11 protein-coding genes are annotated in these 12,865 nt (G+C 70.0%); 7 read left to right on the plus strand and 4 right to left on the minus strand.

What is annotated here, in order from left to right; translation table 11 throughout:
• Window positions 1–4 precede the first annotated feature (4 nt).
• Together QE449_RS15105 and QE449_RS15110 are read right to left on the minus strand one after the other, a co-directional pair.
• Window positions 5–2,986 carry an SMC family ATPase gene (locus QE449_RS15105; protein WP_307109067.1) on the minus strand — a complete coding sequence of 994 codons (2,982 nt, stop codon included), beginning with the start codon at window positions 2,984–2,986 and terminating at the stop codon, window positions 5–7.
• Window positions 2,983–4,167 (minus strand): exonuclease SbcCD subunit D, encoded by a 1,185-nt coding sequence (locus tag QE449_RS15110; protein WP_307109068.1) that lies wholly within the window; start codon window positions 4,165–4,167, stop codon window positions 2,983–2,985. Before QE449_RS15110 ends, QE449_RS15105 begins: the two co-directional genes overlap by 4 nt.
• 79 nt (window positions 4,168–4,246) lie before the next feature.
• Between QE449_RS15110 and QE449_RS15115 the strand changes: the two genes are divergently transcribed.
• Together QE449_RS15115 and QE449_RS15120 are read left to right on the plus strand one after the other, a co-directional pair.
• The gene (locus tag QE449_RS15115; RefSeq protein WP_307109069.1) at window positions 4,247–5,425 is read left to right on the plus strand and encodes a DNA recombination protein RmuC; all 1,179 of its coding nucleotides are present in this window, start codon (window positions 4,247–4,249) and stop codon (window positions 5,423–5,425) included.
• Between the two features lie 20 nt (window positions 5,426–5,445).
• Window positions 5,446–6,279, plus strand: a complete 834-nt coding sequence (locus QE449_RS15120) for a DUF6542 domain-containing protein (RefSeq protein ID WP_307109070.1) — start codon at window positions 5,446–5,448, stop codon at window positions 6,277–6,279.
• 19 nt (window positions 6,280–6,298) lie between these two features.
• On the opposite strand, the gene QE449_RS15125 is transcribed toward QE449_RS15120, so the two are convergent.
• Window positions 6,299–7,345: a 4-hydroxy-3-methylbut-2-enyl diphosphate reductase gene (locus QE449_RS15125; RefSeq protein ID WP_307095077.1), complete on the minus strand. Its 1,047-nt coding sequence runs from the start codon at window positions 7,343–7,345 to the stop codon at window positions 6,299–6,301.
• A gap of 87 nt (window positions 7,346–7,432) precedes the next feature.
• Here QE449_RS15125 and QE449_RS15130 point away from each other — a divergent pair, with 87 nt between their 5' ends.
• From QE449_RS15130 to QE449_RS15140, 3 genes are read left to right on the plus strand one after another with little or no spacing between them, the layout of a single operon-like run.
• A complete protein-coding gene (locus QE449_RS15130; RefSeq protein WP_027503920.1) occupies window positions 7,433–8,056 on the plus strand; it encodes a lipid droplet-associated protein in 624 nt (207 codons plus the stop codon).
• A 13-nt stretch (window positions 8,057–8,069) separates the two neighbouring features.
• Window positions 8,070–9,311, plus strand: coding sequence for an exodeoxyribonuclease VII large subunit (gene xseA / locus QE449_RS15135; RefSeq protein WP_307109071.1), 1,242 nt, complete (start codon window positions 8,070–8,072; stop codon window positions 9,309–9,311).
• Window positions 9,312–9,350: 39 nt separating this feature from the next.
• Window positions 9,351–9,560, plus strand: coding sequence for an exodeoxyribonuclease VII small subunit (locus QE449_RS15140; protein WP_027503922.1), 210 nt, complete (start codon window positions 9,351–9,353; stop codon window positions 9,558–9,560).
• A 9-nt stretch (window positions 9,561–9,569) separates the two neighbouring features.
• Here the strand turns inward: QE449_RS15140 and QE449_RS15145 are convergent, their stop codons facing one another.
• Window positions 9,570–10,142, minus strand: coding sequence for a DUF4245 domain-containing protein (locus QE449_RS15145; protein ID WP_222650248.1), 573 nt, complete (start codon window positions 10,140–10,142; stop codon window positions 9,570–9,572).
• Between the two features lie 193 nt (window positions 10,143–10,335).
• Between QE449_RS15145 and glpX the strand changes: the two genes are divergently transcribed.
• Window positions 10,336–11,376 carry a class II fructose-bisphosphatase gene (gene glpX / locus QE449_RS15150; protein ID WP_027503924.1) on the plus strand — a complete coding sequence of 347 codons (1,041 nt, stop codon included), beginning with the start codon at window positions 10,336–10,338 and terminating at the stop codon, window positions 11,374–11,376.
• Between the two features lie 44 nt (window positions 11,377–11,420).
• Entirely contained in the window at window positions 11,421–12,821 is a 1,401-nt protein-coding gene (locus QE449_RS15155; protein ID WP_204866711.1) for a class II fumarate hydratase, read from the plus strand.
• The last annotated feature ends 44 nt before the right edge of the window (window positions 12,822–12,865 follow it).

A 12,865-nucleotide genomic window follows, 5' to 3' on the forward strand; every position in this document is an offset into this window, starting at 1 on the left:
GCGGTCACACTCCCGCGTGCACTCGTACCGTGGATCCGTGACGTTCGCGGATCACCTCGAGGCGTGAGGGGACCCGGTCACGGATCTCGTCGACGTGACTGACGATGCCCACCGTGCGCCCACCGGACCGGAGTTCGTCGAGGACTCCCATGACGGCGTCCAGTGATCCCGAGTCGAGGCTTCCGAACCCCTCGTCGATGAACATCGTGTCCAGGGTGATGCCGCCCGCCTCGGCCGCGACGACGTCGGCGAGACCCAACGCGAGCGCGAGCGACGCGCAGAACGCCTCGCCGCCCGACAGGGTGCCCGCCGACCGGACCACCCCGGTGTAGTCGTCGCGTACGTCGAGACCCAGCCCGCCGCGGGTGCCTCGGGGGCCCACGTCGTCGGAGTGCACGAACTCGAACCGGCCCTGCGACATCAACCGGAAGCGCACGGATGCCGCAGTGGCGACGTCCTCGAGCCTCGCGGCCAGCACGTAGGACCGCAGCGACATCCGGCGCGCGTTGGCGCCCTTGCCGGCCACCACCTCCGCCAGCTGCTCGAGTTCCGCGTGCTCGAGGTGGGCAGGTCCCAGACGGTCCGCAGCGGCCCACAGTTGGGCGACGAGGTCCTCGAGCATGCGTAGCCGACTGTCGGCGTCTCCGGCCGAGGCGATGGCCTCGTCCAGCAACCCCCGCAGTCGGATCTCCTCCGCATCGACGGCAGCGGTGTCGACGGTCTCCCCCACCATCGCCTCCACCACGTCCGGCTCCGTGAGCACGGCCGCAGCCGCGGAGCGCTGCTTCTCGGCGTCGAGAACGGCGTTCTCCAGCACCGTGCACCGGGCCCTGTCACGGACCGCCGCCAGGGCTTCCGTGACCTCGGTGAATCCGTGCTCGCGCGCGCACTCCACCAGGTCGGTCTCGAGCCGCATCACCGCCTGATCGGCCGAGTCGGCGTCGCGGCGCGCATCGCGCCACGCCACCGCGGCTGCGATGGCCGCGTCGAGTGCGGCACGCCGTTCCGCCACGGTGGACGTCGTCCCCACGGCGGCCGTGATGCGCGCGGTGGCCTCCGCGATCCGAGTCTCCAGCGCCTCGGTACGCCCGCGAGTGACGCCCAGTTCGGTCGTGATCGCATCGGCCCGCACCCGCAGACCGGCGGTCTCCTCGTCCAGCGCCGCCAGCGAGGTGTCGATCGCCGCGAGACGATCCGCGGCACGCCGCGCCTCCGCCAGTGCCGTCGTGGCCGCGTCCAGTTCGGCCGCGAGTTCCGCTGCGGTGCGATCCGCGCACCGGGTCGCGAGCTCGTCCACACGCTGTCGGCAGCGCTGCACCGCGGCGTCCGCCGTGGTGCGTTCCGCCTCGGCTGCACCGACCCGCTGTCCCGCGCGGTTCTCGTCGTCCCGGGACACCCGCCCCGCGGTCGGAGATGCGGGCGCCGGATGTTCCGTCGCGCCGCAGACTCCGCAGGGGGCGCCGTCCTCGAGTCCCGCCGCGAGCTCCGCGGACATCCCCTCGAGACGGCGTTCCCGCAGGTCCAACCATTCCGTGCGCAGATCGTCGTAGCGGGTCCGGGCACGCTCGGCCGTCGTGACGGCCGCCGCGAGGCGCTCGGACTCGCGAGCCCACTCGACGTGTGCGCGTGCCGCGTCCTCGGCACCGTGATGCCGCGCCTCCAGGCCGGCGAGACCCGCACGAGCCGCGACGGCTACTCGATGCTCGGCGTCCAGCGCCGCGCGCTCCTCGGGCACCGCGTCGAGACGTACCCGTACCGCCCGCAGGTCCGTCTCCAGACCGCGCACCCGGCCGACGGCGCGTTCCCGATCGGCCACCGCCGTCCTTCGATCGGACTCGTCGCCGGCGACACTGTCCAGCACCGCGCACTCGCCGCTCCACCGGTGCACCGCGGCATCGAGCACCTCCGCATCGGCAGGACGGGGCGGCCACGACAACGTCCCGACGAGCACGGCGGCCTCGGTCTCGGCAGCTGCCCGCTCCCGGCGCCGCATCGTCGCGGCGGCGGCGTCCGCGCGCTGACGGTGCTGGTCGAGGGTGACGGCGCGATCGCGCACCGGCAGCGCCCGACGCGCACGGTCCAGCTCAGCGATCTGCTGCGCGCGATCGGCGTCGCCGTCCGCCAGCACCGTGAGTCGTGCTGCTGCCGCGGCCCCCCGCTCGCGTGCCTCCCGGCGGCGGTGCGCGATCCGAGCGGTCTCACGAGACGCGGCGTGTTCGGCGCGCGCTGTCCGCAGATGCTCTGTGCGCCCACGGGCCAGCTCGCGGGCACCGCCCAGAAGATCCGTCCCCCACTCCACCACGTCGGTGCCCGTGAAGAGGTCCACGCCGGCGGCGGTGGCCACCTGGGCAGCCAGTCTGTCGACGGACTCCGATCGCCCGGCGAGACGCTCCGCGCTGGCGCGACGCTGATCCTGGAACCACGTCTCGATGTCGCGGAACCGATCGGTGTCGAACAACTGCTCGAGCAGCGCACCCCGTTCTTCGTTGCGCGCCCGCAGGAACCGCGCGAAGTCCCCCTGCGGCAGCAGGACGACCTGGAAGAACTGGTCCACCCGCATGCCGAGCAGGCGCTCGACCTCGAGCGCGATCTCGTCGATGCGCGTCAGGTTCTCGCCCCGGCCGTCGTGCCACGTCAGCGTCGCCTTGGCGTTCTGTTTCGTGGTTCCCACCCCGCGCCGCTTGGGGCGCAGGAACTCCGGCTGCCGGACGATGGTGAGGCGGCGGCCACCCAACGTCGCGTCGAGTTCGACGCGCGGAACCACACCCGGCGCAGCGTGATCCGACAACAGGCGTCGACTCTCTCGGCGCGAGCCGGGGAGAACGCCGTAGAGAGCGAAGGCGATGGCATCGAGAACGGACGTCTTTCCCGCTCCGGTGGGGCCGTGCAGGAGAAAGAGGCCGTCGGCCCCGAGATCGTCGAAGTCGACGTCGACCGTGCCGCCGAACGGCCCGAACGCGGTGACCGACAACGCATGCAGTCTCACGCCGAGCGCACCCACTCGTGCTCGACGGGCGATGCGGACGTCGAATCCCGCTGACCCGTGACGTTCTCGACCGCACGATCGAGCAGCTCGACCTCGGACGACGAGGGCGCGCTGCGCACGTCCGCGAGGAAGCTGCTGAGCACCTCACGGTCCGACCTACCCTGCACCTTCTCGCGGTAGCTCCCGGAATCGACACCGGCCGGGCGCTTCCACTCGAGGTGCACCGCGTGCGGGAAACGCTCCTGCAGACGGCGCATCGCGTCGACGGGCCGCACCGCATCGGTGAGCACAGCGGAGACGTAATGCTCTGTCGCGGAGTCGAACCGGTTCTCCGTGCAGAGCTCCTCGAGCGTTCCCTCCAGGACGGACAGGCCCCGCACCACCGGCAGATCGACGCGCGTGACGACGCGGCCACCCGAGCCGTCGATGTCGACGAGCCACGCAGCCTTGCGATGCGAACGCTCGCCGAACGAGTACGGCAGCGGCGATCCCGAGTACCGGATGTGGTCGTCGATGGTCTGCGGAGAGTGCAGGTGGCCCAGCGCGACGTAGTCGATACCGCCGAAGATCGAGGCCGGCACGGTCTCGACGCCACCGACGGAGATCGAACGCTCGGAACCCGTACCCTCGCCGCCGATCACGAAGGCATGGGCCAGCACCACCGAGCGGACCGACGAGTGCCGCGTCGCCAGATCGGCCGCGATGCGGCCCATCGCCGCCTGCAGCACCGCGGCGTGCGAACGAGCGCCGGGTACCCCGAGCTCGGCGCGGGTGGCGTCCGGCTCGAGGTACGGAATGCCGTAGAACGCCACGTCACCGTGCTCGTCCGCCAGCACGACCGGTCGGTCGACGGCGTCGACGGTGGTGAACAGATGCAGACCGCCGGCAGCGGAGAACGCCGACCCGGCACCGAGCCGGGCGGGCGAGTCGTGATTGCCCGACGTGGCGACGATGACGGCCCCCGCGTCGCGGATGGCCTCGAATGCCTTGTTGCACAGCCGGACCGCGTCCGCATTGGGCACCGCACGGTCGTAGATGTCCCCGGGGACCACGACGACGTCCACACTCTGTTCTCGGACGACGGTGGCGAGAGCCTCCAGAGCACAACGCTGATCGGCCAGCAGGTCGACACCGTGGAAGGTGCGCCCGATGTGCCAGTCCGAGGTGTGCAGGATTCTCATGTCGCCGACGCTAACGGAGACCTACGACAAAGACGCTCGGGCCGAAGGTGTGTCGGTACCCCGGTTCATAGTGAGCCTCATGACCGCCCTCACTGCCGTGACCACTCTCGTCACCCTTCTCGTCGGCCTGGGGTTGGGCTGGTGGTTGCGGGCCGCACGCGGCGACGTCGAACTCGCCCGTGCGGGTGAGCGGCTCGCGGTCTCCGCGGACAACGAGGAGACGCTGCGGCGGTCGTTGTCGCTGCTCAACGAGGACTCCGCGCGGCGCCACTCCGGCGCCATCGGTCAACAGGTCTCCCACCTGGTCGACCCGCTGCGGGAGGCGGTCGACGCACTCGAGGAACACGTACGGCTCGTCGAGCGCGACCGTGTTCACGCATACGCGGGACTGACCGAGCAGGTCGCCGGGATGCACCGCGCCTCGCGGCAGTTGGCGTCGCAGACGGACCAGCTCGTCACCGCGCTGCGGGCGCCACAGATTCGTGGCCGGTGGGGCGAGATCCAGCTCGAGCGGGTCGTGGAGCTGGCCGGCATGACGCGCCACTGCGACTTCGACACCCAGGTCGCCGCACCCGGCGTGCGCCCCGATCTGGTGGTCAAGCTCGCCGGTGGCAAGCGCATCGTCGTCGACGCCAAGGTTCCGCTGGTCGCCTTCCTCGACGCGAGCGCCGAGCAGGATCCCGAGACCATCGATCGGCATCTCGAACGCCACGCCAAACACCTGCACACACACGTCGACCAGCTCGCCGACAAGAAGTACTGGCACGCGTTCGACCCGTCGCCGGAATTCGTCGTCCTCTTCGTTCCGGGCGACCCGTTCCTCGATGCCGCGCTGACGCGCGACCGCGGCCTGCTCGAACACGCCTTCTCCCGCAACGTGGTGCTCGCCACCCCGACCACTCTCATCGCCCTGCTGCGGACCGTCGCCTACACGTGGAAACAGGACGCACTGGCCGAGGACGCCGCTCGCGTGCGTGTGCTGGGCCGTGAGCTGTACGAGCGCCTCGGCACGGTCGGAGCCCACGTGGATCGCTTGGGATCACAGCTGGGCAAGGCCGTGGACTCGTTCAACGCGGCGGCGGGATCGTTGGACGCTCGCGTCTTCGTCACAGCACGCAAGCTGCACGAGATGTCCCTCTTCGACGGCGAACCGCCGCAGGTCACGAGTGTGGACCAGCGGCCACGAACCATGACCGCGACTGCGATGGAGGGCACCTCGTCTACGTGTCGCGGGCATGCCGACGACGCAAGTCGTTGAATCAACGCTAACCTCGCTGTGTGTCTTCCCCCCAACGCGCACGCTCGGGAGTGCCTCTCGACCAGCGCTCCGCTGTGCCGTCGGTACCCGGAATCCCCGCATGGGGCGCCGTCGCGGTGGCAGTGGGCGCAGCCGTCCTGGGCTTTCTCGTCGATGCCATGCGTGGCGACGAGCTGGGATCGACGTTCGCCGTCCTGTACGTGCTCGGTGCACTCATCGCCGTGGTCGCGGTCCGCCATCGTGGACTCTTCACCGCCATGGTGCAGCCGCCGCTCATCATGTTCCTCGGCGTCCCCATCGCATACCAGATCCTCACCGACGGAGCGGGCACCTCGATCAAGGACATCGTCCTGACCGTCGCCGTGCCGCTCGTCGATCGCTTCCCGCTCATGGCGCTGACCACGCTGTTGGTCCTCGGCGTCGGTGGCGCCCGGCTTGCGCTCGATCGTCGCCCCACTCCGGTCCGGAAGCCGGCGCGCACAGCGCGACCGGCCGCGGCAGCGCGTGACGCCGCACCCCGACGGTCGCGCTCCGAACGTCCCGCCACTCGCGAGACGGCGGGACGGGCGGAGGAACGCCGCAGGACCCGCCAGGAACCGCGGACGGACGCACCCGACGCTCGACACGACCGCACCCGGCGTGCACGGCCCGCCGCACCGCAACCGCGCGAGGAGTCACGCGCTGCTCGGCCCGCCCCGCGCGCCTACGAGGGCCAGGTCGCGGCTTCCGACAACGGTCGCCCACGGGAAGCTCGCCCCCGGTACGAACCCACGCCGTACGAACCCCGGCGCACCGGTGCGGAGAATCTGTCGCCGTACCCCGCACCACGGGTGCGCTACCGCGACCGGGACTGATCTCCCGGCCGCGGTCGGCTCACACCCGGCTGGTGGTCCGCAGCTCGCGAGGAAGCGCGAAGACCAGCGTCTCGTTGGCCGTCGTCACCGACTTCACGTCGCCGAAGCCATGTGTCTCGAGCAGGTCCAGCACTCCACGCACCAGCACCTCCGGCACGGATGCGCCGGACGTGATGCCCACCGTGCGGACGCCCTCGAGCCAGGCGAGATCGATGTCCTTGGCGTAGTCGACCAGGTAGCTCGCGCGCGCGCCCGCGGCGAGCGCGACCTCGACCAGACGGACGGAGTTCGACGAGTTCGTCGACCCCACCACGATCACCAGGTCGCATTCGGGCGCCATCGCCTTGACGGCGACCTGACGGTTCTGGGTGGCGTAGCAGATGTCGTCGCTGGGCGGATCCTGCAGGTTGGGGAACTTCTCCCGCAGTCGCGCGACAGTCGTCATGGTCTCGTCGACACTCAACGTGGTCTGCGACAACCAGATGACGCGGTTCTCGTCCCGGACGGTGACGGCGTCGACGGAATCCGGCCCGTCCACGACCTGCACGTGGTTCGGAGCCTCGCCCGCGGTGCCCTCGACCTCCTCGTGACCCTCGTGGCCGATGAGCAGGATGTCGAAGTCGTCGCGAGCGAACCGCTTGGCCTCCTGGTGCACCTTCGTCACCAGTGGGCACGTCGCGTCGATGGTGCGCAGGTTCTTGGCGGCCGCGGACTCGTGGACCGCCGGTGAGACACCGTGCGCGGAGAACACGAGCAGTGCGCCGTCCGGCACCTCGTCGGTCTCGTCCACGAAGATGACGCCCTGATCGGACAGCGTCTCCACCACGTGGCGGTTGTGCACGATCTCCTTGCGCACGTAGATCGGGGCGCCGTGCTTCTCGAGCGCCTTCTCGACCGTCTCCACCGCTCGGTCCACACCGGCGCAGTACCCGCGCGGCTCGGCGAGCAGAACGCGCAGCGGGCCGTCGTAGACCTCACCGGTGACCGCCGGCCGGGCGATACCCAGCTCGAGCGGGATGGCGGAGGAGGTGGTGGAGGACGAGGACACCGGAAGAGCCGAAGACATACCACGAGGATACGGGTAGTCGGGTGGGCGTCGCTTCCCGCGCACGTCGACTGGGAAAAATGCGCGACGTGGGGCACTCTGTGAGACATGATCCGTCCACCCTTCGCCGCCCGCGTCGCGCTCGGAATCGCCGTGACCGTCGTCGAGGAGGCTCGGCGTCTCCCCACCACCGCCATCTCCCTGCCGATGACCGCCGTGAGCGAGGTCCTCCAGACCGCGATGCGTCTGCAACAGACCGTCACCGAGCTGGCCATCAAGGGCGACCAGGTGTTCTCCCTGATCGGCTCCCGCCCGGTCGAGACCGCGGAGTGGGCGACCTTCGACGACGACGCGGACGTCGCACCCGCGCGGTACACGCAGGTGCCGCTGTCCACCGAGCCCGAGCCGGTCGGTGACCCGGCCGGAGAGATCGACGTGCCGGAGCCCGGTGCGCCCGCAGGGCGGTTCGCCCTGTACTCGACCCCGCCGTCGGAGATCGAGACGACCGAACCCGTTCCGGCCCCGGCTCTCGCGACCGCGCCGACCGCGACTCCCGAGATCGTGGAGTACCTCGACTACGACGCCCTGACGCTGGCTCAGTTGCGTGCCCGTCTGCGGTCGCTGTCGGTCGAGGACCTCACGTCACTTCTCGAGTACGAGACGTCGGCCTCGGACCGCGCGCCGTACCGGACCATGCTCGAGAACCGCATCACCACCGCCCGAGCGAAGTGATTCTCGGACCACGATGACCACGGCCGCCACCAGCACCGCCGAGAACCCGCTCCCCGTCCGCACGGTCGCGACGAAGGTCGCCGGGTGGATCGATCGCCTCGGCAGCGTGTGGGTCGAGGGCCAGATCACGCAGATCTCGGTGCGTGCGGGAACGCGCACGGCGTTCCTGACGCTCCGCGACCCGTCCGCCGACATGTCGCTGTCGGTGACGTGCTCACCGATGCTCATCCAGAACTCTCCCGTGCCGTTGACCGAGGGCGCTCGCGTCATCCTCTACGGCAAGCTCAGTTTCTTCACCGGTCGCGGCACACTGTCGTTGCGCGCCACGGAGATTCGAGCGGTGGGAGTCGGCGAGCTGCTTGCCCGCATCGAGCGCCTGCGCGGTCTTCTCGCGGCCGAGGGACTGTTCGATCCGCGACTCAAGCGGCCGCTCCCCTTCCTGCCTCGCGTCGTCGGGCTCGTCACCGCACGCGCCAGTGCTGCCGAACGGGACGTGCTCAGCGTCGCGGAACGGCGGTGGCCGGCGGTGCGCTTCGAGGTACGCAACACTCCCGTGCAGGGCCCGTCGGCGGTGCCCGGCATCCTGCGCGCGCTGGCCGAGCTGGACGAGGACCCCACGGTCGACGTGGTGATACTCGCCCGTGGCGGCGGCAGTGTCGAGGATCTGCTGCCGTTCTCCGACGAGGCGCTCTGCCGCGCGATCTCCCGTGCGACGACGCCCGTAGTGAGCGCCATCGGACACGAACCGGACAGTCCGCTCAGCGATCACGTGGCGGATCTTCGTGCGGCCACCCCCACCGATGCCGCCAAGCTCGTCGTGCCCGACGCCGTGGCCGAACGGGAACTGGTCGCCGAGCTGCGGAGCCGCAGCGCCGCAGCGCTCCGCAGTTGGGTGCAGCGCGAGGCGCGCGCACTGGACGCCCTGCGGCACCGGCCCGTGCTGGCCGATCCCCTCTCCGCGGTCGCCCGCCGCGAGGAGGAGATCGCCGAGATGCGCCGCGTCGTCCGCCGCGACGTGGAGCGCGCGGTGTCGCGAGAGGCGACGACGGTGGAGCACATGCGCGCGCGTCTGACCACGCTCGGACCGGCGGCGACTCTGGCGAGGGGCTACTCGGTGGTGCAGCGCATGGTCCCCGGATCCGACCCCGAGGTGCTCCGGTCGGTCGACGACGCCGCGCCGGGTACGCAGCTCCGGGTCCGCGTCGCGGACGGCGTGGTCACGGCCGTCACGATGGGTCGCAGTTCCGCCACCTGACTCGTCCGCTGTCGGACTCTCGAGGCAGCATGGGGACTCATGAACGAGACACCGATCGCCGAGCTGGGCTACGAGGACGCGCGCGACGAGTTGGTCGACGTGGTCAAGCTGCTCGAGCAGGGCGGCCTGGATCTCGATGCCTCACTGGCGCTGTGGGAGCGCGGCGAAGCACTGGCGACGCACTGCGAGCAGCACCTGGCCGGCGCGCGCACGCGCATCGAGAAGGCGCTGGCCCGCGACGAGGAGTGAGCGAGCGCGTCAGCGCTTGTCGAGTACCGGAGCCGTCGCCGTGGCGGATGCCAGCGCGACGAACTCCTCCTGCGACCCGGAACCGGTGAGCATCGCGCGGGTGTCGCCGAGATCGGCCACCCAGTACGGTTCCGTGTCGTCGTTGCCGTAGACCACCCAGTTCAGCCCGGCGATGGCCTCCGCGCCGCCGGCGGACACCCGTGATCCCTCGGTCCTCGAGCGGACCAGCTCGTCCTCGGAGGCGTCGCTCTGGGTGAGCGAGAGGAAATTGCCGTTCTCGGTGACGAAGCCGACGGTGCTGGACTGGAACTCCGAGCCCGAGACAGGGCCACGGTTCGCCGAGTTCGGGATCCACTGATCGGGCACGTCGGGACTGCGCACCGGGAAGGTCAGCGCATTCGCGTCCGCCTGCAGGGACGCCCCCAGATCGATGCGAGGAACCTCACCCGCCTCGGGGCCGCCCACACGCAACGAACACTGACCGGCGATGGCCGCGATCACCAGGCATGCGAGAAGAAGCGGGATCAGGGACCAGGCCATGTCCTTGTTGTTCTGCAGGTACCTGGGTTTCTTGTCGGCCACCTCTCCAGTATCGCACCGAGCGCGCGGGGGCTCGCCATCCGCGCAGCTCCGCGCTTCCCCCGGCAGGCCGGGGCCGTGCGACTAGTGCGACAATCACGCCGAGTCTTTTTCGCCCGAGTCGATGTTCATTCCGTGCGGACGACGCCCGTCAGTCGGGCTGCGAACCGCGCCATGTGCAAGGAGGCACAGCCCCATGACGGCCAACACCGACGTTCCCACGCAGATGGCGCCGGATCGAAACCTCGCGCTCGAACTCGTCCGCGTCACCGAGGCCGGGGCGCTCGCGTCCGGGCGTTGGGTCGGCCGCGGCGACAAGGAGGGTGGCGACGGCGCTGCCGTGGACGCCATGCGCCAGCTGGTGAGCTCGGTGTCGATGCGCGGCGTCGTGGTCATCGGAGAGGGCGAGAAGGACGAGGCGCCCATGCTCTACAACGGCGAGCAGGTGGGCAACGGCAACGGTCCCGAGGTCGACTTCGCCGTCGATCCCGTCGACGGCACGACGCTGATGGCCAAGGGCATGCCCAACGCGATCTCCGTGCTCGCGGTGGCCGAGCGCGGTGCGATGTTCGATCCGTCGGCCGTGTTCTACATGGAGAAGATCGCCGTCGGCCCCGACTACGCCGATGCCATCGACATCACCGCTCCGGTCGCCGAGAACATCGCCCGGATCGCGAAGATCAAGAAGGGGTCGTCCTCGGACGTCACCGTGTGTGTGCTCGACCGTCCCCGCCACACCGAGCTGATGCAGCAGATCCGCGACACCGGTGCCCGCATCCGGTTGATCTCGGACGGTGACGTCGCCGGCGCCATCGCGGCCGCCCGCCCCGATTCGGGCACCGACATCCTGATCGGCACCGGCGGCACGCCCGAGGGCATCATCGCCGCGGCGGCCATGCGCTGCATGGGGGGAGCACTGCAGGGCCGGCTCGCCCCGACGGACGACGACGAGCGCCAGAAGGCCGTCGACGCAGGCCACGATCTCGATCGCATCCTGAACACCAATGATCTGGTCGCCGGGGAGAACGTCTTCTTCACCGCGACCGGCGTCACCGACGGCGATCTGCTGCGCGGAGTGCGCTACTCCGGCGGCGGTGCCCACACGCAGTCCATCGTCATGCGCTCCAAGTCGGGCACCGTGCGGATGATCGACGCGTACCACCAGCTGAACAAACTGCGGGAGTATTCGTCCGTGGACTTCGACGGGGACACCTCCGGCGCCGTCCCGTCCTTCTGACGCGCACTCCGACTTCCCGACCCATCTACCGAGGCACGAGGTACATGACAGACAACGATCAGCAGTTCCGCATCGAGCACGACACCATGGGAGAGGTTCGCGTACCCGTCGACGCGCTGTGGCGTGCGCAGACACAGCGCGCCGTCGAGAACTTCCCCATCTCGGGCCGCCCCCTCGAGCGCACCCAGATCCGCGCGATGGGGCTGCTCAAGGCCGCATGTGCACAGGTCAACAAGGACCTGGGTCTGCTCGATGCGGACAAGGCCGACGCCATCATCGCGGCGGCCGGCGAGATCGCGGACGGCAAGCACGACGATCAGTTCCCCATCGACGTGTTCCAGACCGGCTCGGGCACCAGCTCCAACATGAACGCGAACGAGGTCATCGCGAGCATCGCGAAGAACGCGGGCGTCGAGGTGCACCCCAACGACCACGTCAACATGTCGCAGTCGTCCAACGACACGTTCCCCACCGCGACGCACGTCGCCGCGACCGAGGCCGCGGTCACCAGCCTGATCCCGGCCCTCGAGTACCTGCACACCGCTCTGGCGGCCAAGGCGACCGAGTGGAAGACCGTCGTGAAGTCGGGCCGCACCCACCTCATGGACGCGGTGCCCGTCACGCTCGGCCAGGAGTTCGGCGGCTACGCACGTCAGATCGAGGCCGGTATCGAGCGCGTGCAGTCCACGCTCCCCCGCCTCGGCGAACTCCCCATCGGCGGCACCGCCGTCGGCACGGGTCTCAACGCCCCCGACGGCTTCGGCCCGAAGGTCGTGGCCGAGCTGGTGAAGTCGACCGGCGTCGACGCCCTCACCGCGGCGAAGAACTCGTTCGAGGCCCAGGCGGCTCGTGACGGTCTGGTCGAGGCGTCGGGCGCGCTGCGCACCATCGCCGTCTCGTTGACCAAGATCGCCAACGACATCCGCTGGATGGGGTCGGGCCCGCTCACCGGCCTCGGCGAGATCCGGCTCCCCGACCTGCAGCCCGGCAGCTCGATCATGCCCGGCAAGGTCAACCCGGTTCTCCCCGAGGCGGCCACCCAGGTGGCGGCGCAGATCGTCGGCAACGACGCGGCGATCGCCTGGGGCGGCGCAGCCGGAGCCTTCGAACTCAACGTCTACATCCCCATGATGGCGCGCAATCTGCTCGAGTCGTTCACGTTGCTCGCCAACGTCTCCCGCCTGTTCGCCGACAAGTGTGTCGACGGCCTCGTCGCCAACGAGGAGCACCTCAAGCAGCTCGCCGAGTCGTCGCCGTCCATCGTGACACCTCTCAACAGTGCGATCGGCTACGAGGAAGCTGCGGCCGTCGCCAAGCAGGCCTTGAAGGACAAGAAGACCATTCGCGAGGTCGTCCTCGAGCGTGGACTCGTCCCCGAGAAGTTGTCGGAAGAAGAACTCGACAAGCGCCTCGACGTCCTGGCGATGGCCAAGGTCCAGGACTGACCCAGCACTCCCCGCCCCGCATCACGGCGAAACGCTGTGGTGCG

Origin of the sequence: Rhodococcus sp. SORGH_AS_0303 (assembly GCF_030819335.1) — a bacterium.
Lineage (GTDB): Bacteria > Actinomycetota > Actinomycetes > Mycobacteriales > Mycobacteriaceae > Rhodococcoides.

What these genes read in the sequence shown, in the direction of transcription:
- QE449_RS15125 (WP_307095077.1), bottom strand. Translation starts at nt 7,345, where the DNA reads ATGTCTTCGGCTCTTCCGGTGTCCTCGTCCTCCACCACCTCCTCCGCC.
- glpX (WP_027503924.1), top strand. Translation starts at nt 10,336, where the DNA reads ATGACGGCCAACACCGACGTTCCCACGCAGATGGCGCCGGATCGAAAC.
- QE449_RS15115 (WP_307109069.1), top strand. Translation starts at nt 4,247, where the DNA reads ATGACCGCCCTCACTGCCGTGACCACTCTCGTCACCCTTCTCGTCGGC.
- QE449_RS15155 (WP_204866711.1), top strand. Translation starts at nt 11,421, where the DNA reads ATGACAGACAACGATCAGCAGTTCCGCATCGAGCACGACACCATGGGA.
- QE449_RS15110 (WP_307109068.1), bottom strand. Translation starts at nt 4,167, where the DNA reads ATGAGAATCCTGCACACCTCGGACTGGCACATCGGGCGCACCTTCCAC.
- QE449_RS15140 (WP_027503922.1), top strand. Translation starts at nt 9,351, where the DNA reads ATGAACGAGACACCGATCGCCGAGCTGGGCTACGAGGACGCGCGCGAC.
- xseA (WP_307109071.1), top strand. Translation starts at nt 8,070, where the DNA reads ATGACCACGGCCGCCACCAGCACCGCCGAGAACCCGCTCCCCGTCCGC.
- QE449_RS15130 (WP_027503920.1), top strand. Translation starts at nt 7,433, where the DNA reads ATGATCCGTCCACCCTTCGCCGCCCGCGTCGCGCTCGGAATCGCCGTG.